This is a genomic window from Desulfovibrio sp. JC010, from assembly GCF_010470675.1.
Taxonomy (GTDB): Bacteria; Desulfobacterota; Desulfovibrionia; order Desulfovibrionales; family Desulfovibrionaceae; genus Maridesulfovibrio.
In genome coordinates this window covers 91,915-112,447 of record NZ_VOIQ01000004.1, presented here as the reverse complement: position 1 = coordinate 112,447, position 20,533 = coordinate 91,915, and the positions used below count along the sequence as shown (strand labels likewise).

Annotated in this window: 16 protein-coding genes, 2 tRNA genes and 1 pseudogene; 14 read left to right on the top strand and 5 right to left on the bottom strand. The window is 51.4% G+C overall.

The genetic code is table 11. From position 1 onward, the window contains the following. Positions 1 to 125 precede the first annotated feature (125 nt). Entirely contained in the window at positions 126 to 3,011 is a 2,886-nt protein-coding gene (locus tag FMR86_RS05870; protein ID WP_163350159.1) for an insulinase family protein, read from the bottom strand. A 242-nt stretch (positions 3,012 to 3,253) separates the two neighbouring features. On the opposite strand from FMR86_RS05870, the gene FMR86_RS05865 reads away from it, so the two are divergent. The 3 genes from FMR86_RS05865 (at position 3,254) to FMR86_RS05855 (ending at position 5,436) form a co-directional block, all read left to right on the top strand. Beyond that, positions 3,254 to 3,886, top strand: a complete 633-nt coding sequence (locus FMR86_RS05865; RefSeq protein ID WP_163350158.1) for a peroxiredoxin — start codon at positions 3,254 to 3,256, stop codon at positions 3,884 to 3,886. Positions 3,887 to 4,196: 310 nt separating this feature from the next. Beyond that, positions 4,197 to 4,985 carry a class I SAM-dependent methyltransferase gene (locus FMR86_RS05860; RefSeq protein ID WP_163350157.1) on the top strand — a complete coding sequence of 263 codons (789 nt, stop codon included), beginning with the start codon at positions 4,197 to 4,199 and terminating at the stop codon, positions 4,983 to 4,985. A gap of 19 nt (positions 4,986 to 5,004) precedes the next feature. After that, entirely contained in the window at positions 5,005 to 5,436 is a 432-nt protein-coding gene (locus FMR86_RS05855; RefSeq protein WP_163350156.1) for an RT0821/Lpp0805 family surface protein, read from the top strand. A 310-nt stretch (positions 5,437 to 5,746) separates the two neighbouring features. On the opposite strand, the gene FMR86_RS05850 is transcribed toward FMR86_RS05855, so the two are convergent. Together FMR86_RS05850 and FMR86_RS05845 are read right to left on the bottom strand one after the other, a co-directional pair. After that, positions 5,747 to 7,120, bottom strand: coding sequence for a glycerate kinase (locus tag FMR86_RS05850; RefSeq protein WP_163350155.1), 1,374 nt, complete (start codon positions 7,118 to 7,120; stop codon positions 5,747 to 5,749). Between the two features lie 120 nt (positions 7,121 to 7,240). Then, positions 7,241 to 7,942: a FadR/GntR family transcriptional regulator gene (locus tag FMR86_RS05845; protein WP_239057156.1), complete on the bottom strand. Its 702-nt coding sequence runs from the start codon at positions 7,940 to 7,942 to the stop codon at positions 7,241 to 7,243. Positions 7,943 to 8,217: 275 nt separating this feature from the next. Here FMR86_RS05845 and FMR86_RS05840 point away from each other — a divergent pair, with 275 nt between their 5' ends. Next, positions 8,218 to 10,164, top strand: a complete 1,947-nt coding sequence (locus tag FMR86_RS05840; RefSeq protein WP_163350153.1) for a methyl-accepting chemotaxis protein — start codon at positions 8,218 to 8,220, stop codon at positions 10,162 to 10,164. Between the two features lie 124 nt (positions 10,165 to 10,288). On the opposite strand, the gene FMR86_RS05835 is transcribed toward FMR86_RS05840, so the two are convergent. Both FMR86_RS05835 and FMR86_RS05830 read right to left on the bottom strand, forming a co-directional pair. Further along, a tRNA-Lys gene (locus tag FMR86_RS05835) sits at positions 10,289 to 10,364 on the bottom strand. Between the two features lie 135 nt (positions 10,365 to 10,499). Then, positions 10,500 to 10,575, bottom strand: a tRNA-Lys gene (locus FMR86_RS05830). Positions 10,576 to 10,847: 272 nt separating this feature from the next. On the opposite strand from FMR86_RS05830, the gene FMR86_RS05825 reads away from it, so the two are divergent. From FMR86_RS05825 to fliN, 10 genes and pseudogenes are all read left to right on the top strand, one after another. Beyond that, the gene (locus FMR86_RS05825; RefSeq protein ID WP_163350152.1) at positions 10,848 to 12,113 is read left to right on the top strand and encodes a phenylacetate--CoA ligase family protein; all 1,266 of its coding nucleotides are present in this window, start codon (positions 10,848 to 10,850) and stop codon (positions 12,111 to 12,113) included. Between the two features lie 85 nt (positions 12,114 to 12,198). Then, positions 12,199 to 13,299, top strand: a complete 1,101-nt coding sequence (locus FMR86_RS05820; protein WP_373682449.1) for a ChaN family lipoprotein — start codon at positions 12,199 to 12,201, stop codon at positions 13,297 to 13,299. Between the two features lie 21 nt (positions 13,300 to 13,320). After that, entirely contained in the window at positions 13,321 to 14,145 is an 825-nt protein-coding gene (mutM, locus tag FMR86_RS05815) for a bifunctional DNA-formamidopyrimidine glycosylase/DNA-(apurinic or apyrimidinic site) lyase (protein WP_163350150.1), read from the top strand. A 93-nt stretch (positions 14,146 to 14,238) separates the two neighbouring features. Continuing rightward, positions 14,239 to 15,759: a murein biosynthesis integral membrane protein MurJ gene (gene murJ / locus FMR86_RS05810; RefSeq protein WP_163350149.1), complete on the top strand. Its 1,521-nt coding sequence runs from the start codon at positions 14,239 to 14,241 to the stop codon at positions 15,757 to 15,759. A gap of 116 nt (positions 15,760 to 15,875) precedes the next feature. Beyond that, entirely contained in the window at positions 15,876 to 16,601 is a 726-nt protein-coding gene (locus FMR86_RS05805; RefSeq protein ID WP_163350148.1) for a tRNA1(Val) (adenine(37)-N6)-methyltransferase, read from the top strand. A 6-nt stretch (positions 16,602 to 16,607) separates the two neighbouring features. Then, complete coding sequence (locus tag FMR86_RS05800) at positions 16,608 to 17,945, top strand: AAA family ATPase (protein WP_163350147.1); 1,338 nt, start codon at positions 16,608 to 16,610, stop codon at positions 17,943 to 17,945. Continuing rightward, the gene (locus FMR86_RS05795) at positions 17,935 to 18,888 is read left to right on the top strand and encodes a metallophosphoesterase (RefSeq protein ID WP_163350146.1); all 954 of its coding nucleotides are present in this window, start codon (positions 17,935 to 17,937) and stop codon (positions 18,886 to 18,888) included. The genes FMR86_RS05800 and FMR86_RS05795 overlap by 11 nt, the downstream gene beginning before the upstream one ends. Then, on the top strand, positions 18,875 to 19,186 hold the full coding sequence (locus tag FMR86_RS05790; RefSeq protein ID WP_163350145.1) for a hypothetical protein: 312 nt from the start codon (positions 18,875 to 18,877) through the stop codon (positions 19,184 to 19,186). Before FMR86_RS05795 ends, FMR86_RS05790 begins: the two co-directional genes overlap by 14 nt. 98 nt (positions 19,187 to 19,284) lie before the next feature. Further along, complete coding sequence (locus tag FMR86_RS05785) at positions 19,285 to 19,935, top strand: hypothetical protein (RefSeq protein ID WP_163350144.1); 651 nt, start codon at positions 19,285 to 19,287, stop codon at positions 19,933 to 19,935. A gap of 231 nt (positions 19,936 to 20,166) precedes the next feature. Then, positions 20,167 to 20,421, top strand: a pseudogene (fliN, locus tag FMR86_RS05780) (flagellar motor switch protein FliN); the annotation flags it as partial. Between the last annotated feature and the right edge of the window lie 112 nt (positions 20,422 to 20,533).

The following is a 20,533-nucleotide window of genomic DNA, read 5'->3' as shown; positions in this document are numbered from 1 at the left end:
GAGAGGAGATCTGCTTTATTATGTAAGAGCCTTAAACAACTAAGGATTCCAAAGGGGATTATCCCCTTTGGCCGCCGGAGGCGAAATCAATTCATCAAAAAGCGCGATAGCGCATCAAATCACTCTTACAATACATCCACCAGATCCAGATCAAGTCCGGATTCTTCCATGGCTTTCTTGCTTCCGAGCACCACGATGTCACCGTGCTCGGCTACGGACTTGGCTGCTGCTGCGAAATTGCGGAAATCCTGCTCGCTGCATCCGAGCACCTGCTCGCGGATATTCTGCCTGAAAGCTGCGTCCTCTCCGCTGAGGTGACGGACCATGGAGGTGTAGCCCTTGGCATCAGGCAGCATGTAATTGTCGATCTCCCCGATTCCGCCGAGAACAGCCTTTTCCAGCTCATCGGTGTTTACTTCGAGATTGTTCAGGTAATCGGCAACTCCGTCGTAGGTGTCGAGGGTGCGGGTCAGGTTGGGGTCGCGGTAGGAAACGAAGCTCAGGCTGCCGGAAGAACGGTCGAACATGGAGAAGGAACCGTAGGCACCGCCCTGTACGCGGACTTTATCCCAGAGATACCCGGTACGCAGGTAGCGGCTGATGACGTGCGCCGCGCCGGAATACTCATAACCATGTTCGTAGACGTTGGCACCTTTGGCAACGTAGCTGACCTGTGCGGGAATGCACAGACCTTCAGCCTTGGAAAATGAAGTACGCTTGCGGGTGGCAACGGATCGGCTTCCGGCAGGCAGGCTGCCGATCATGTCAGTAATGATGTTTTCAACAGAACCGAAGCTTTTGCCATTCAAGGTCAGGTTGGTGAGCAGGTTGGCCTGATTGAGGATAGTTGCGCGGATCTCCTCAAGATCACCGACCACGGAATCAAAATCGTTATCTACACGGTCTGCCAGTTCACGCAGGAATTCAAGGCCGGAAATACCGTTCATGAGTTCGTTAATGTACCCGGCTTCATTGAAACGGGCTTTCATGCGTGTGGCAGCCATGATGTGACCGGAGGGCACAAGGGCCTGCTCCTTGCGGGCCTTGGATTCCAGAACCAGCTGGCGGATGCGGTCCTTGTTGTCGAGGGACGCTTCGCGGAGCAGTTCTCCCATGATGGAAAGCAGGTCGGAACTGCGTTCGGCAGTGGCTTTGCCGCGCAATACAAAGCGGGTGTAGCTTTCGTCCACACCATGCTTGGAGTTTACGATGGAAGTGGGGGAGATTCCGCCGGTCTTGGCAGCCATGCGTCTGGTCATGGTCACGAAATCGGTGGATTTTGTCCCGGTCTGAACCAGTGCCCGCCCGAACAGGGGCAGATAGGGCAGCAAACGGTCCTCAAGTCCTGCGAAGTCGAAAGCAAGGTCGAGATAAACGATGCCGTTGGTGTCCAGATCGTGGAAAAGCATTTCTCCTTTTTCTTTGCAGACGATTTCCTTGCCTTCCTTGTCGAGGTCGGAAACCTTGAGTCTGGGGATGGAGGCCAGTGCTGCGGGATCGTCGTGGGCTTCCTGTTCTTTCTGAAGCTCTTCTGCTTTGGCAACCACTCCCTTGTATTCTGTCTCATCCATGGCTTCGCGGGCAGCGGCCAGCTTCGCTTTCTCCCGCTCTTCACGCTGGGGGCCGACTTTACTGTCGGGAGTGAGCAGCACGGTGGAGCGGTAGTTGTTGTTCAGGAAAATTTCATCAATGAGCAGCTCGAAAATTTTTTCACCTTTTTCAATGCGGACCTTGAGTTCTTCCAGCGGCTGTTCGTAGCGCACGTATTCAAGGGGATGTTCATCGTAGAGCCATGAGGTCATGGCGGTAATCATCACCGAGAGTCCGCGTGGGTAGGCCCCGGTGTTGTTCTCGCGCAGCTGGAATTCAATGGTGTTCAGGGCCGCATCAATGTCTTCACGGGCAATACCTTTAGCGGCAAGCTCTTTGAGGGTGGAAAAGACCAGTTCTTCCACTTTGGGCGCGTCTTCGGCGTTAATGCCTTTGAGTCCGGTGGAGAAGTAGAGCTGGCGCAGTTCGTTTTCCAGCCCGACCCCGGCCATGTCTTCGCCTAAGCCGGAATCATTGAGGGCCTTGCGCAGGGGGGAGGAGGGCAGTCCGATAAGAATCTGCTCCAGTACACTCAGTTCAAGGTCGGCCATGGAATCGCGGCCCCGGCTGATGCCGAAGTTGACGGTGAACATGGCCTTCTGGTTGCCGTCATCGGAAGCGGCGTACTTTTTCTCCACAGCCACGGGTTTTTCAAAAGGAGCTTGAACACCGATCCCGGATTTGGGGTCGATCTTTTCAAACTGGGAAAAATATTCGTCGAGCATGGCCAGACGGTGCTGCGGATCATCATCTCCGTAAAAAAATGCGTATGCATTGGAGGGGTGGTAGTATTTAGCGTGAAAATCCATGAATTCGTCAAAGGTGAGTTCCGGAATAATTTCCGGGTCACCGCCGGAATCAAGGCCGTAGGTGGTGTCCGGGAACAGTGAATTCTGGGTGGCTTCGTAAAGCAGGCTGTCCGGGGAGGAGTATGCTCCCTTCATTTCATTGAAGACTACTCCTTTGTAGCTCAGACTGCCGTCTTCTTCAGGTACGTAATGCCAGCCTTCCTGCATAAGGGTGTTGGGGGTCAGATTGGGGAAGAAAACCGCATCAAGGTATACGCCGACGAGATTTCGGAAATCCTGCTCATTGGGGCTGGCTACCGGGTAGACAGTCTTATCCGGGTAGGTCATGGCATTGAGGAAAGTCTGCAAAGAGCATTTGAGCAGCTCTACAAAAGGTTCTTTGACCGGATACTTTTTTGATCCGCAAAGCACGGAATGTTCGAGGATGTGCGGCAGCCCGGTGCTGTTTTCCGGGGGAGTGCGGAAGCTGATGCCGAAAGTTTTGTTTTCATCATTATTAATTACGGACAGAACCCGTCCGCCGGTTTTTTCATGTTCGTAGATAACGGCCTCGCCGTTAAGTTCGCTAAGATATTCGCGTGATATTTCTTTGAAGCCATGTAAGTTGGTCATTTATATCTCCATAGGGTTGATGATCACCGGAAATTACCTAAAATAATTTTCCTTGGCAATGAACTAAACACTATTTTTAGGAAGTCTAGTCTTCGTAAAATCAGCTGCTTACAAAATAAATAGTAAAGATTATGATTATTGTTGACAGTTGAAAAAGATTTTCATACTCTGCTTTCAACGAACAGGAAAAAAATGTTATTGAAATATTGATTTTGAATTTAAATCCATACAGGAGATAGAAAATGAGCTGCACCGAAATTTACGAAGAAGTCCTTTCCACAGCGTCCATCGGGGAAACCGTTCCTGACTTTACCATGGAAGCATATGATCCCGAAGATTGCGGATTCACCGAAGTAAAATTTGAAGAAGTACGTGAAGCAGGCAAGTGGCTGATCCTGTTTTTCTACCCGGCAGACTTTACCTTTGTCTGCCCTACAGAGCTTGCCGACCTCGCCGAAAAACATGCTGAGCTGGAAAAACTCGGTTGCGAAGTGGTTTCCGTATCCACTGATACCAAGTTTACCCATCTGGCATGGAGAACCGACGAAAGAATGCTCCAGAACGTAAAGTTCAAAATGGCTGCCGACCCCACCGGGGAAGTATCCGATTTCTTCGGCGTCTATGACCACAATACCGGTCTGGCCCTGCGCGGAACTTTCGTCATCAACCCCGACGGCATGCTGGTTTCATCTGAAATCAACTTTTACAACGTGGGCCGCAATGCTGAAGAACTGCTGCGCAAGATCGAAGCCAATGTCTACCTCAAGGACCATCCGGCAGAAGCCTGCCCCGCACGCTGGACACCCGGTGAAAAGACTCTGACTCCCAGTGAGAAGCTGGTTGGCAAGGTCTACGAAGAATTGAATGGAGAATAGTCTCCGTAAAAATATGTTTTAAAAAACGGAGATTCCCCCTCAGTTCTCCGTTAAGCAAAGTTAGCCAATTACAGTCTACCACCGGTTAACCTCGCTTAGTAATCACACCTCGTCTCCTCTAAACCAAAGCAGCAGACCCGGATTTCCCCATGATCCGGGTCTGCTTGTTTTTGTGATCGAATAATTTTTTATCAAACTTATAGTGATAAGTTTGCTGCGGCTGGGCTGCTTGTTTTTTGCTTTACCGCACCCCACTTGCCGTTTATCCTGAAAGGCAGAATGGAATTGTTCGATTAAATTTGAGGTAAGTATGATCTGGGACGGCTTTGACGCGGAAAAATTTGAGACATGGTTCAAAACACCTGCCGGCAAGTTTGCCCTTGAGCAGGAAGTCGGTCTTATGGACCATCTTATTTCCGGCTGGCCCCGGCGTAAAAGGAAGCTGCTGGAAGTGGGCTGCGGTACCGGGCTGTTCCTCGATCATCTCTACCGTTGCGGGTTTGATATCAGCGGGGTGGACCATTCCCCGGTCATGCTTGATGCAGCCCATAAGCGGCTGGGCAACCGTGCTTCCCTCTATCTTTGCAATGGTGAACACCTTCCTTTTACGGATAATGAATTTGATTTTACCGTACTCTGGACCGTGCTTGAGTTCTGCTCCGAGCCCGAGGAAATGCTGCGCGAGGCCGCAAGGGTTTCCGCCGGGGGGATTCTGGTCGGTTTTCTCAACCGTCATTCAATCTATTTTTTTACTCATGGCAGGATGTGGCCATGGGCTTCTCCGTCCACCCTGCGTCAGGCACACTGGTTTTCTCCTTCGGAAATGCGCAGGGTGGTAAAGAAAACCAGCGGCTATGGTCCGTCCATGACCCGTTCCGTGTTGCCCGGCCCCATGTGGAGCTGGAAGAATAAAACTCCCCTTAAGCAGCTTAACGGGATCATTTATCCCCCGTATTTCGGGGCTTTTACCGCAAGCCGTATTGATTTCAGCAACCGCAAGCCCCTGAATCCGCTGCATGCATGGAAGAATATGCCCTCGGCTGTTACATCAACCAAAAGGAAATCCCTGAAGCCGGAATGTTTCCGGGATTCAGAGTAAATTTTAAGGAGATTTTAAGATGAAGAGATTGGTTCCGCTGCTTATTGTTTGTTTTCTTTTTGCTGCATCAGGTTGTGCCAATAAAGCTCAGTCCGGTGCCGGGATAGGTGCTCTGGCCGGTGCGACCATCGGCGCGCTGACCTTTAAGAACAAGGCTTCTGGAGCGGCAATCGGTGCCGGAATCGGTGCGCTCATGGGTTACGTGGTCGGTAATGAATGGGACAAACATGACGAGCAGCAGGTTTCACAGACATTGGAGAAAAACCATTCCGGTGAGACTTCCAACTGGACCAACCCCGATACCGGAAAGTCGTACAGCGCAACACCTTCCCCGGCTTATGTGAATCAGGGGCAGGTCTGCCGTGATGTGACCATCACCGAGGACGGCGGGGAAAAAATCATGGCCAAAGCCTGCCGCGACGGGGACGGTGTCTGGCGTTTGCAGCAATAGAAGATGCCTTCGGCGACCCTGCCGGGGGCCTTAAACCCTTTTCCAAAAGGGTTTAAGAATCCCAAAAAGTTTTATTAAGTTATTTAAATTAAGTTGGTTGTATAAATATAAAGAGCACAAAACCATCTGGTTTCGTGCTCTTTATATTTTAAAATATCGAAGTGAGTACTGATTATAATAAATAGAATAGGTTGCACTCGTGTTAAATGGAAGCTAAAGGAAGTGCTTGCTCCTATGCGTTGGAAAAAAGACCGCTCCCTGGGGAAGTGGAAGAATGGAAGCGGTCTTTTTTTCAGCGGAATCCCGCCAACTACTTAACGATCAGCAATTGGACGTCGCAGACGTTAGTGTTGGTGGGGCCTGTTTTAAACAAGGCTCCTACCGTTTTAAGGAAGTGGTAGGAGTCGTTGTTTTTTAAATATTCGGCAATGGAAATACCCATTTCGCGGGATTTTTCCAGAACCGCGGTGTCGGCAAATCCTCCGGCCGCATCAGTGGGGCCGTCATTGCCGTCAGTTGATGCAGCAAGGAAGTGGATGGATTCGCCGTTTCGCTCATCCTGTCCCAGCCGCATGAGAAATTGCAGGGCCATTTCCTGATTACGGCCGCCCTTGCCGTTACCTTTCAGGGTTACCACTGTTTCGCCGCCTACTATGATGCAGGCCGGTTTCTTTTCCAGCAGTTCCCATTCGCGCTCATCGTGAGCCACAGCCCAGAGCATGTCAGCTGCATCCGCTGCCTCTCCCTGCAAGCGGGAAGTCAGCATCCGCACATTGTACCCCAGCTCCTCGGCTTTGTCGCGTGCGCCGAGCAGGGCAATGCGGTTGGTGCCGATGAGAATGTTTTCGGCCCGTATTTCACTGAACTCGTCTTTTTTCAGCGTTTCCAGAAGTTTTCCTGTGTTGCCCAGTTCAAGGGCGCGGATCACATTGGCCGGGATTTTATCACGCAGCTCATAATTATCAATGATGGACATGGCATCACAATAGGTACTGCGATCGTAGCTGGTCAGCCCGGAGGCTATGGTGTCGAGGTTGTCACCGACAACATCGGAAAGAATGAAGTTCAGGCTTCTTGCCGGGCGCAGGCAGCGCAGCAGACGGCCGCCCTTGAGAGATGAAAGATGTTTGCGGATGCAGTTGATCTCGCTGATGTCTGCACCGCAGGCCAGCAGGGCCTTGGTGGTGTTCTGCTTGTCCTCAAGGGTTACTTCGATTTTTTCCCCGTCCACTTCGGCATGCATGGGACTGGAGAGCAGGGCGGAACCGCCACCGGATATCAGGTTGATGACCAGAGTCTTGTCGGTGGTGGAGCAGGCCAGCTCTTCAATTTCACGGGCAGCACGTTCGCTGTTTCCGTCCGGTACCGGGTGGGCAGCTTCAATGGTCCGGATATACTTGAGTTCTTCGGTGTGCCCATATTTAACGGAGATCAGTCCGGACTCAATGCGAGTGTCTAAAATTTCTTCAATGGCCAGAGCCATTTTAGCGGTGGCCTTGCCCGCACCGATAACCACGATGCGCTCGAATTCCTGAAGATCAACCACCACATCGCCTTCGTCCATGACAACGGTCAGGGTGTCGCCCTCAAGGGAGACCCTGTTGGTGATGATTTTATATGGATCAACGCGGTCCAGAGCTTCGGCAAAAATCTGCCGGAGATGTTCCTGTTCGTTGGTCATCATAATGTTATCCTCAGGTTCGTTTTGCGAAAAGGCAATGCGTGTCCCCGCCAATTATACAACCCTGCCGCATGCACGGTTGCAACACCTTCCGGCAGAGAATGCCCGCTAAGCGCGCATTGCCTATTTATTCAAACCGGCATCGCCCAGAGCTTTCAGGGCCTCACTCAAATGGGAGGTCATCAGCTGTGCGGCCAGTTCGCCATCTCTGTTCTTGATCGCGGCCAGAATTTCTTCGTGCTCTTTCAGGCTTTTGCTGGGCTGCCCCGGAATTTTCAGGGGGGCCTTCCAGCCTTCGATCATGGATTTGTACAGCGCATCCATTATGGATGCGAGAACCTTGTTCCCGGTTGCCTTGCCGATCAAACGGTGGAAATCGGCATCCACCATGATAGCCCGGGGCAGGTCCCCATCTTCTACGGTTTTCCTGAACTCTTCGTGGGTCTTTAAAAGTTCCTCAAAGTCGGCATCGGAAATCCGTTCTGAAGCCATGCGCGCGGTGCTGGGTTCCAGCAGGGAGCGCACTTCGAAAAAATGTCGTAGAGCCTCGTAATTGTCAGTCAGCCAGGTGGAGAGGGGGCTGAAAATATCCCCTTCGTAGCTTTTTACAAAAGCACCGATACCGGGCTGGGTTTCAATGAATCCCTTTATCTCCAGAATACGCAGTGCTTCACGGATCGACCCCCGGCCCACCTGCAATTCCTTCATGAGCTGTCGTTCGGAAGGAAGCGGTTCGCCTTCAACAAAAGTCTTGTTCTGGATCAGCTCTTCCAATTGTTTGGCAGCTGTTTCAGAAACCCTGACTTTCTTGATGGGTTTAAACATTTTTGCGCACATATAATAATTCTGGACCCTTATGCATTACAGGGGCGGGACTCCTTTTAAGTCTGGTATGACGTCTTACTGTCTACTGGTCCTACCAGTATAACTGAGAGGGAAAATAGTCAAGCAAAGTCGGAGTTCATTGGGAGGAAATAGAAGATAAAAATTAAAATAGTTTCTTTGGTCTATTCAATGTGTTATGTTGGTAGCATCGTATTGTAAATTTCATTGCTTTTGTGGTGTGATTGGTGCGTTAAATATTTAGTAGGAGACTGGTTATGAGTTGGAAGGATTTGAGACTGGCCTATAAATTTGCAGTAGGTTTCGGGTCTGTATTATTGTTGCTGGTCCTGCTTGGTGGCTGGTCCATATCCGGAATCGGGACAATTGTTCAGGATGCTGAAGAAGTTATCGCCGGTAATAAATTGCGCGGTGATTTTGTTCAGAAGATCGTGGATCATCTCAACTGGGCAAATGAAGTCAACAGGCTGCTGACCGATAAAAATGTTCATGAAATTGATGTACAGACAGATCCGCGCAAGTGTGGATTCGGTAAATGGTACTACAGCGAAGAGCGTAAAGAAGCCGAGCGTCTGGTTCCTGAAATTAAACCTCTGCTGGCGAAGATAGAATCCCACCATAATAAGCTTCATAAGTCCGCTATTGAGATTGAGGAAAAATATGAAGATGTTGATCCCGATATGGGTGGCTTTTTAAGAGAAAAGAAAGTCGACCATCTTAATTGGATGGTAACCGTGTTGAAGCAGCTTATGGATCCCCGGAGCAGATCCATAACTGTGCAGGCTGATCCTCATAAGTGCGGACTGGGTAAATGGCTTTATTCAGCAAAAGTTAAAGATTTGGCTAAGCAGCACCCTGAATTCGGGGTTCTTCTGGAAAAGGTCTATGAACCTCACACCGAGTTGCACGAGACTGTTAAAGTGCTTAACTCATATCTGGCCCGTGGAGACCGTGTTGGTGCGCAGGAATACTTCACCAAGAATGTAGAAAAGTATGCCGAAGAAACCCTTGCCAGAATTGACGCCCTGATTGAATGGCATGAAGGCGAACTGAAGATTCTTGCCGAGGCGACCAATATTTATGCAACACAGACTGTCCCCGCATTAAAAGCTGTACAGGGTATCCTGACTGAAGTGCGTCAGACCGTAGCCGACAACATTATGACCGATCAGGAGATGCTTGACGCTGCATCTGCAACCAGACAGGTCGTTATTGTTGTAAGTATCGTTGCTGTAATTATCGGGTTGCTCATGGCATGGATTATCGCCAGAGGAATTCTCGGTCCCCTTAACAAGGGTTTGGATTTCGTGGCTGAGGTCAGCGAAGGTGATCTTTCCGCAGATGTGGATCTGGACCGCAAGGATGAGCTTGGTCATCTTGCCAACGGCATGCGCAACATGGTTCACAGGCTGCGCAACGTTGTTGGTGATGTTAATAACGCATCCGACAGTGTAGCCAGCGGCAGTGAGGAGCTTTCCGCATCCGCAGAGAGTCTTTCTCAAGGCGCAACCGAGCAGGCTGCTTCCATTGAAGAGGTTTCATCTTCCATGGAAGAGATGGCTGCCAACATCAAGCAGAATGCTGAAAATGCTGTCCAGACTGAAGGTGTGGCTGAAAAGTCTCAGTCTCAGGCTTCCCAGAGTGCCGATGCTGTCGGTGAGGCTGTGCAGGCCATGAAGAGTATTGCCGAGAAGATCATGATCATCGAAGAGATTGCCCGCCAGACCAACCTGTTGGCCCTGAATGCCGCAATCGAAGCAGCAAGGGCAGGGGAGCACGGCAAGGGTTTTGCCGTTGTGGCCGCCGAGGTCCGCAAGCTGGCTGAGCGCAGTGGAATCGCTGCTGCCGAGATCAGCGAGCTTTCCTCTTCTTCTGTTGTTGTAGCGGAAAAAGCAGGCGACATGCTTCAGGAATTGGTGCCCAGCATCAGCAGGACTGCCGAGCTGGTGCAGGAGATTGCAGCTGCAAGTAACGAGCAGAATACCGGAGTGGGCCAGATCAACAAGGCTATCCAGCAACTCGATACCGTTATTCAGCAGAACGCTTCCGCTTCTGAGGAAATGGCTTCTACTTCCGAAGAGCTTTCCCGTCAGGGGCAGCTTTTGCAGCAGGCCATGTCCTTCTTCAAGCTGAGCACTGGCCCAGCTCCCATGTTGCCCGCAGGCAGCTCATCTCCTGAAGATGATGGGTTTGATCGGTTTTAGATAGAAGTACGTAGTTAATTGAAAGGCGCAACCGGAGTCTCGGTTGCGCCTTTTTTATTGCGGCTATTGTATAAACAGAAAAAGGGCATTTCATCCTGAGATGAAATGCCCTAATCTTTTAAAATGGTGGGTCGTGCTGGGCTCGAACCAGCGACTCTCTGCTTAAAAGGCAGATACTCTACCAACTGAGTTAACGACCCGTATATTTTAAAGCGCGTCTACCATGATTAGCTGTTTGCCTGAAGTAAGTCAAGCAGTTTGTAATGAGTGGATAGACCGCCATTTTGAAAAAGAACGTCCGCTGAATTTTGCGGGATTTTTTCGCAGTGTTCGGATGGTGGGTCGTGCTGGGCTCGAACCAGCGACTCTCTGCTTAAAAGGCAGATACTCTACCAACTGAGTTAACGACCCTCTCCGTGCGAACGAAGAAGCTTTTATCCAGACAGCACTTCCCTGTCAACCAAAAAAATGAAAAAGTTTATTTTTTCTTTGTTTGGAGTTAGAATTACGTCTTCGCAATATACCTCGGCGCAAGTCTCTTTTATGTTTGTTTTTAGCTATCTATCTGAAATAATGTGACAAAACTTAAAAAAGTTGACAAATTAGTTTTGTTTTCATATGTTGTCTAGGCTAAGTGGAGTGCCGACACCCATTTGGCAATAAATTATGGAGGAATCCTATAAATGACTCGTAAAGACCGTACCGAAGGCATCTACAGCCGTCGTGAAGTTCTTGATGAAGGCGAAAGACGTCAATATTGCGCCTTACAGCTTAAGGAACTTCTGACCTATGCCTACCGTTATTCTGAAGACGTAAAAAAACGTTTCGACAGAGCACAGTTTCAGGTCGATAAGTTTAAAGAGCTTTCCGATCTTAAACATATACCTATTTTAAAGAAGAAAGAACTGATCTTCCTGCAGTCCATGGGACCCCGTCTCGGCGGGTTGCTGACCAAAGACCTCGGCGAACTGCGCCGCATCTTTCTGTCTCCCGGTCCTATCTTCGATCCGGAAGACCGTTCTGATGACTACTGGGGATGGACCGAAGGTTTTTACGCCGCGGGTTTCCGTTCCGGCGATGTTGCACAGGTTACCTTCAACTACCATCTGGCTCCTGCCGGACTCATGTTTGAAGAGCCCCTGCGCAATCTGAACTGCGCGGTTGTACCCGCTGGCCCCGGTTCCACCAACAGTCAGCTGGAAATCATGCAGAAGCTGCGCGTTACCGGTTATGTCGGTACCCCCAGCTATCTCATGCACCTTGCCCAGAAGGCGGAAGAAGCCGGCCTGAACCTGCGCAAGGATCTTTACCTTGAAGTTGCATTTGTTACCGGGGAAAAATTCTCCGAAAAAATGCGTAACGATCTGGAGAAGAAATTCGACCTGATCATGCGTCAGGGTTACGGAACCGCAGATGTCGGGTGCATCGGTTACGAATGCTACCACAAGAACGGTCTGCACATCACCAACCGTGCCTTTGTTGAAATCTGCCATCCTGATACCGGTATCCCGCTCAAGGACGGCGAAGTGGGCGAAATCGTCATCACCGCTTTCAACAAGACCTACCCGCTGATCAGGCTCGCCACCGGTGACCTGAGCTACATCGACCGCACCCCCTGTCCCTGCGGACGTTCCACACCGCGCCTCGGCAACATCGTAGGTCGCGTGGACACCACCGCACGCATCAAGGGTATGTTCGTGTACCCCCATCAGGTGGAGCAGGTCATGGCCCACTTCGAAGAAGTCAAACGCTGGCAGATCGAAGTTACCAACCCCGGCGGCATTGATGAAATGATCCTTAACATTGAGGTCTCCAACTTCAAGCGCGAAGAAGAACTGCTGCATATGTTCCGCGAGAAGATCAAGCTGCGCCCCATCCTCAAGGTTCTGACTCCCGGCTCACTGCCCCCGCAGATCAGACCCATTGAAGATAAGCGTAACTGGGATTAATCCCGGTATGACTCACAATACCATTAGTAAGTGCGCAAGGACCGTTCTGGTCCTTTGCGCACTTTTTTTTATGCTCGGCGGTTGTGTGAAGAAAACTGTACCACCCGAAATGGCCGTATTCTTCCTGCCCTGTGCCGGGGATTATCTCGACCCGGTGGGCGATCCCCTGCCTTTTGACAAGCTCATGATTGAAGCGTCCAAGGCTGATTATGTGCTTGTGGGGGAAGGGCATACCAGCATCTGTGACCACAAAGCCCAGTTTGAAATTATAGAAGGGTTGACCCGTGGGCAGGGCAGGGTTGCCATCGGTCTTGAAATGGTTACTGCCGGTAAACAGGACATTCTCAACCGTTTCAATCTTGGGCAGATTCCTGTTTCGGAATTGCCCAGGGAACTTGATTGGAAAAATGGCTGGCGTTACGACTTCGGCATGTTCAAGCCCATCTTCGAACTGGCGGAAAAGCGCAGGCTGACTGTGGCCGGGCTGAATTTTCCTTTCCGTCTGGTCAAGGAAGTCCGTGAAAAAGGGCTTGATGGACTTTCCGCCGAAGACCGGGCCATGCTGCCGCAGGAAGTCATTCCTCCCGCGCCGGAGCAGGAGGAGGGGTTGAAAGAAGTCCTCGCCATGCATCAGGATCGCGATGCCACCGATTCCAAGCAGATTGAGCGTTTTTTTCTGGTCCAGTCCCTCTGGGATACGGGCATGGCTGAGAAGGCTGTGGAGTTGCGCCAAAGCTCCGGCCATCCGGTGGTCATTCTGGCCGGGGGCGGGCACGTGGAACACGGCTGGGGCATTCCCCGTAGGCTGAAGCTCCTTGACCCGCAGGCCAAAATTATGACCATCATGCCCTGGCGGGGGGATGAATTTTATCCCACAGCGGCGGATTCATTTTTTTACTGCCCGCCGTCCTATGAAAGCCGTATGGGCATGACCGTTGAAATACGTCAGGGCCGCGCGGTGATCACTGCTGTGAAGCGGGACCGCAAAGCCTATAAAAAAGGCATCCGCCCCGGCGATATCCTTGCCAAGGCGCAGGGGATTCCCGTAACCGGCCTCACAGCCATGCATATGGCCGGGTCCAAGGCCCATAAGGAAGACAAGCCGCTGATATTCACCATGGATCGCCGAGGTAAACTGTTTGACCTTGATATGGGTCGGCTGCCCCGCATGAAAAAAGATAAATAAAGATATTTCAGGAAGTATAAAATGCCAGAATTACCGGAAGTAGAAGTAATATCCCGTGGTCTTGCCCAGTCCCTTGAGGGCAAGACAATTGAATCCGTAAAAATCCTCAACCACAGTTCCGTGAAGATGCCGTGGTATCTTTTTTCTTCCCGCGTTGCCGGGGAGAAGATCACCCGTATCCATCGCCGGGCCAAGCTTTTGATCATGGATCTCGGTGAAGACCTGCACGTCACTTTTCATCTCAAGATGACCGGGCGTGTTCTGGCCCACGAAGGACCGACCACCCCTGAGCCGCACACCCGCATAGTTTTCGGCCTCACCGACGGCGGCTCCATCGAATTTCACGATACCCGCAAATTCGGTGAAGTACGCGCCTTGAACAACGATGAGTTGCAGGAATGGGATTTTTACAAGACTCTTGGTCCCGAGCCGCTGGAAGTAACCGCCGAAGAGCTTGCCGAGCGCATTGTCGGTCGCAAGGCCCAGATCAAAGGGCTGCTGCTCAACCAGTCCGTGGTAGCCGGGTGCGGAAACATCTACGCCGATGAAGCCCTGTTTCGTTCCGGCATTCATCCCAAGGCCAAGGCTTCCGATCTTTCGCAGGAGTCTCTGGTAAAACTGTTCAGCGAGCTGCAAGCCGTGCTCAAGCAGGCCATTCAGGAGAACGGCAGTTCCATCCGCGATTACGTGGATGCAGGAGGAGATGCCGGGGGATTCCAGAACAGTTTCAAAGCTTACGGCAAGAAAGGCGAACCCTGCCCCGATTGCGGCAAAGTTTTTGAAGGTGCGACAGTAGCGGGGCGTAGTTCCACTTTTTGTTCTGATTGCCAAAAGATGAGTGACTAGTAAGCCTTCGGCGACCCTGCCGGGGGCCTTAAACCCTTTTGCAAAAGGGTTTAAGAATCCCAAAACCTTTTGTTAAGGCTTCGCCGTTTGGTTATGACAGTCGAATCTAATAAAATTGTCCGCAATGCTTCTGTTGTCGCAGGAGCAACATTGCTTTCAAGGGTCCTTGGCTTTGTCAGGGACCTTATTGTTGCGTTCGCCCTTGGCGCGGGATTGCCTGCGGATGCCTTCTTTGTGGCCTTCCGTATTCCGAACCTGCTGCGCAGGCTGTTCGGGGAAGGTTCCCTGACCATGGCCTTTGTCCCGGTCTTCAGCCGGGTGCGTAAAGAGCAGGGCGAAGGCGCGGCCTTTGAAATGGCCCGCTCGGCCATGCTCTGGCTGCTGCTTATCCTCGGCGCGCTGACCGTACTGGCGGTTGTGGGCGCGAAATACATTGTCCTGCTCATTGCTCCGGGATTCGGCGACAATCCTGAGTTGATGTCCCTTACGGTTGATCTGGTAAGGGTTTGTTTCCCTTATGTTATTTTTATCTGCGGTGTTGCGCTCTGCATGGGCATCCTGAACAGCATGGGCCATTTTCTGGCCCCGGCACTGGCCCCGTGCATGCTCAATGTTGCCCTGATCGGATCGGCACTTATCGGTTATTTCACCGGAAACAGCGTGGCCCTGTTCATGGCTTGGGGGGTGCTCATCGGTGGTCTGCTGCAATGGATGCTGCAACAGCCCTACCTCAAGCGTATGGGGCTTAATTGGCGCGGCAAGGCAGAACTGGATAACCCCGGCGTAAAGCGCATGGGAAAACTCATGCTGCCCACGGTGCTGGGCGCGGCGGTCTACCAGATCAATGTGGTTCTGGGTACGCTGCTGGCTTCCTTCCTGCCCGTGGGATCGGTTTCCTATCTTTATTACGCCGACCGTCTGGTGCAGTTTCCGTTGGGCGTGTTCGGAATAGCCGTGGGCACGGCGGCCCTGCCCAGTCTGGCAAAGCTGTACGTGGAAGGACAGCATGATGATTTCGCCCGGACCCTCAAGCAGAGTGTGGGGCTGATCCTGTTTATCTCTCTGCCTGCAATGGCGGGACTGGTTTCCCTTGCCGAACCGCTTATCGGCCTGCTTTTCGAGCGCGGTGCCTTTGACTCACAGGCCGTAACAGCCACAGCGCAGGCACTCATGGCTTACGGCATCGGCTTACCGTTCATTGCCATGTCCCGCCCGCTGGTTTCCGCCTTCTACGCGCAGGAGGATACCCGCACCCCGGTCAAGGTTGCCATTCTCTGTTTGTTCGTAAACGTGGGTGTCGGTTATCTGCTTATGCAGCATATTGCCCATGTTGGTCTGGCCTTGGCGGTATCCATTTCGTCCATGCTTAATTGCCTGCTGCTGGCAATCATCATGGGCCGCAGAGTTGGTTTATTTCCTTTGCCTTTTGTCAGTGTGATGAAGAGCGTATTATTGAGTGCATTAATCGGCGCGGGGGCGTGGTATTCGGCACGTTACGATATTTTATGGTTCGCACTTATTCCGGTCTGGATGGCGGTGTACGGGGTCGGGTCTTTATTGTTGAAGTCAGACGATGCACGTATGCTAGTTGGTGCTTTGCGAAGAAAGATTTGATGCGCTTCGCGCTTTTGATGGAAAGTATGTCTCCGACGGCCCTGCCGGGGGCCTTAAACCCTTTTGCAAAAGGGTTTAAGAATCCCAAAACCTTTTAGTTGTTTTGGTTTGTTCTTATGCTTGAAGATGTGCGCAAATATTTTCCCCGTGGACTTGTTCAACCTGAGTCCGGCTTTAGATTTTCTACTGATTCCCTTTTGATCAGCAGTTTTGTCTCCGTGTCCAAGAACGCCAGAATCCTCGATCTCGGTACCGGGAGCGGGGTAATTCCGCTGGGCATCATGCTCAACCACCCGGATAAGGGGCTGACCGTTACCGGGCTGGAAATCAACCCGGAAATGGTTGGAGCTGCGCAGGAAAATGTGCAGAAGTTAGGTTTTGCCGAGGAAATAAATATCGCGCAGTCCGATGTCTGTACTCCGGATTTCGCGCCCGCCGGGAGTTACGATCTGGTGGTTTCCAACCCGCCCTACCGTAGCGAGGGGAGGGGGAAGGCCTGCCCGGATGAAGACCGCAACAAGGCCCGTTTCGAGGTTGATTGTGATCTTGATGCATTTGCGGCCACGGCCTCACGCATGGTCCGTAACCGGGGCCGGGTCTGCTTTGTCTTCCTTGCCGAACGGCTGACCGAGCTGGTCAATTCTTTTACCCGCCACAAGCTGGAACCCAAGCGCATGAAGTTTATTCATGGCCGGGTGGATTCACCGTCTAAAGTGGTGATGATCGAAGCCGTGAAGGGGGGTAAGCCGGGGCTTATTTTGGAATCACCCTTGGTTTTGTTTGAAGAAGGTACTAAGCTCACTTCCAGTGCTGTTGAGTATTGTCCTTTTATTAAAAAATAAAATTTCATGATCAAAAAAATCCTACTTAAAAATTTTTTAGCCCACAAAGAAACCGAGATTGAACTCGGTTCAGGTCTGACCGTACTTACCGGGCCAAATAATAGCGGTAAATCCTCCATTGTTGAGGCTTTGCGCTGCATTGCCACCAACCCCCTGCCCAAGCATTTCATTCGTCACGGGGCTAAAAAGGCCCGTGTGGAGCTGGAAATGGACGACGGTGTGCGTGTTGCGTGGATTCGCAAGAAGGCCACAGCATGGTACGAAGTGCTGCGCCCCGGCGATGAGGAATGGGAAGTCTATGCCAAGTTCGGACGCAACACCCCGGAAGATATTCTGAATATTTTAAGGCTCAATCAGGTCCCGCTGGAAGGGGGTAAGTCGCTGGATGTTCATATCGGCAACCAGCGCAATCCTATTTTTCTGCTCGACCAGCCTTCGTCGGTTGCGGCCCAGTTTTTTGCGTCTTCGTCCGAGGCTTCGCACCTGCTGGCCATGCAGACGGAATTGAAGAATCGCGTCCGGGCGGCCAAGCGGGAAAAGAAATTTCAGCAGCAGAAAATGGATGAAATCCGGGCTGAGTTGGACGAACTGCAAAACCTTCCCGATGTGAATCTGGAACTGGAAACCGCCCGCGAATTGAAAGGCTGCATGGATGTGCTGGATAGGGAAATCCCGGCGGTTGAAGGCTTTTTGCGGCGTAAGGGTGAGCTTGAGAAGCTAAAAACAAATTTCGCAGCGCGGGAAAAGGAATTGTCCCGGTTGCAGGATGTGCCGCACCTTTTTCCTTCAGCACCGCTGGAACGGGTTGTCACGGGCATGCAGAATCTACGTGCCCACGGGGAAAGTCTGAAATCAAGAGCTGAATCTCTGAACGGCCTGCAAACACCGCCGGAGCTCTTCCCGACACAGCGGATGGAAGCGGACCTTGCACGGCATAATCAACTTTCTTTTGCGGAAAAAAAACAATCCGCATATTGTAAGGTCTTGGAATCGCTTGAATCTACACCGCAGCTGGAAGATGTTGCGGCCCTTTCCGCAACCATCAGCAATCTGGAGCGTAACTACGTTTTGCAGGGAAGTATTTCACGGCGGGCGGCAATTTTAGGACCATTGGCCGAGCCTCCGGAACTTCATGATTTCTCGCTACTTATGCAGGTTATGAACAATCTTTCCGCGTTGCGAAAAACAGAGTCGGAAGCCCGGGCCAATCTGACTCAGCTGGAACAGGATGAAGCTGAACTTAATGAGCGTATTGAAAAACGTCTGGCCGAGATCGGCAATTGTCCGCTCTGCGGCGGTGATCTGGATGCGCAGAAAATGATCGGGGACAGCCATGAGTCTTGAGAGAGTCAAAGCCAAAGGGCTGTTCCTCATCGGTGATCCGCACATTGCTTCCACCCCTCCGGGGCAGCGTTTGGGAGACTTTGCCGGGGATGTGCTGGCCAAGCTTGAAGCCTGTTTCAAGCGGGCGGAAGAGTTGGGTATGGTCCCCCTTATTCTCGGTGATCTTTTCCATTGGCCGCGCGATAACGGCAATTCCCTGCTGGTGGATATGATCGGGCTGTTCGGGAAGCATAAGCCGTTTGTGCTGGTGGGTAACCACGATAAATATCAGGCCCGTTTCACCCCCGATGTTTCCATGGCCGTGCTTGATGCCGCCGGGGCCATAAGGCTCATGAGCGAGCAGGGGCCGGCCTTTGAACTTGAGACCCCGCAAGGTCTGGTGCTGGTAGGTGCGTCGCCGGACGCAACGCCGATTCCCAAGGAATTTGATCGTGAGGACGGGAAATATATCAAAGTAGTCTGGGTGACCCATCACAATATTTCTTTTCCTGAGTGCGAAAAAAAACAGCATGCCATTAAGGAGAAGCCGGGCATCGACTGGATTATTAACGGGCATATTCACGGCCCGCGTGATTCCATCGTCGCAGGCATGACCACTTGGGCCAATCCCGGAAATATCACCCGGCTGACCTTTTCCCGTTACGCCCTTGAGCGCAAGATGCTGGCTTCCATTTGGACCCCTGATTGCGAGGATCTTGAGAAATGGGAAATCCCGCATCGTGATTTTTATGAGGTTTTTCCTGATCAGGAATTTTTGCCTGAAGCCGAAGATGCCGCAGCAGCGGAATCAAAATTTTTACAGGGCCTTGAACGTCTGGCATGGAAACGGACCCATGAAGGCGAGGGGCTGAAGCAGTTTTTAACAGACAATATCGACCCGGAAGAGCCGGAAAGCACGCTCATCTGGGAACTCTATACGGAGGTTACCGATGGCAATGGGTAATGGAATGAAGAACGGCGGTCAGCCCGCAAACGGCCTTGAGCAGGAACTTAATCTGCTTAAAGAACAGCATAAATGGCTGCATGATAAGAAAATCCGCACCGAGCAGGAGTTGGCCAGCACCACCAGCCAGTTGGCCGCGCTGGAAGAAGAAGCCAAAGCGCAGTACGGAACCAGTGACCCGCAGGAGCTTGCCAGACTGCTGGAAGAGAAAAAGGCCGAAAACGCACGGCTGGTCACCGAGTACCGCGCGCACATCATGTCAATTAAAGAAGGCCTGGATAATCTGGAGCAGGGGTAAGAATGCCTCCGGCGGCTCTCCGGGGGCCAAAGAAACTTTTTGGAAAAAGTTTCTCTGGACTCTTCAAAAACTTTTAATAGTTTTGGATTGTTTTTATTATGGAAGATTGTGCGAATGAAATAATTCCATCGCTGGAATCTTTAGAACGCAGAGCAGACCGCTTAAGTGCGAAGGCTTCGTCACGTATGGACGATTGGGATTCTTTGCGCGAAGAAGGGTGCAAAGTTGAGGAATTTTTGGAGATAGCTCCGGGTGCTGCCGAGCGGCTGGAGGAGCTTTCCACCGCTTTGTTCGGGGAACTTTTGAGCGAGCTGGAAACCAACCTGACCCATGCCATCCGGGAGATTCTGGGGCAGGATCGCGAAGTTAAGGCTGTTGCATCCATCCGCGATAAGAAATTGCAGGTGGATTTCCAGATCCTGAATCAGGGCGGCGAAGAAGATATCATGGTCGGGCAGGGCGGCTCGGTCTGTAATATTCTTTCTGTGGGACTGCGGCTCATTGCCTTGTCGCGGCTTAATCCTGATGCTCACAGACCTTTTCTGGTGCTGGATGAGCAGGACTGCTGGCTGCGGCCCGATCTGGTTCCCGGATTTATGGAGCTGATCAGGACCATTGCCGAGCGGCTTGGTTTTCAGGTGCTGGTCATCAGTCATCATCCTCTGGATTTGTTTTCCGAAAGCGCAGACGCCATTCAGGCCTTGCAACCGCAAAAAGATGGCGGACCAATTGTGGAGCAGGTCAAGTAAGGCCTTGAAATTAAAGGACAGGTCTTTTGCTGGTTGTTTGTAGTTTTTTGCTGTATCCTGCATCCAGTTAAGCGATATTTGAATATTGAGACGATTTTAATGCCGATTTGTTATACGAAGCGGCGAAGCCTAATAAAACGTTTTGGGATTCTTAAACCCTTTTGGAAAAGGGTTTAAGGCCCCCGGCAGGGATCTTTTCATTGGAGATTTATATAAATGGCTGAGCAAAGTTTGAAACGCATTCTGGACATTCCTCTTGAAGTAAAAGTTGAGATGGGCCGGACCAAGCTTCTGGTTAATGAAATTATTCAGTTCGGTCAGGGTACTGTTATCGAGCTGCACAAGCTGGCCGGGGAACCGCTGGACATGTACGTGGAAGGGCGGCTGGTAGCGCGTGGAGAACTGGTTGTGATTAATGAAAATTTCGGCTTCAGGGTTACTGAGATCATTAAACCCGAAGACAGGATCAAGAAGCTGGGCCTGTAATGAGTGTCGGCCGGAATCCTGAGACAAATTTTCCTGAATTTTCCGCCCCCTGTTTACGGGGGCTTTGTTTTGGCGTTATCTGCCGTTAAACGGGCTGTTGTCTTCTTATGCA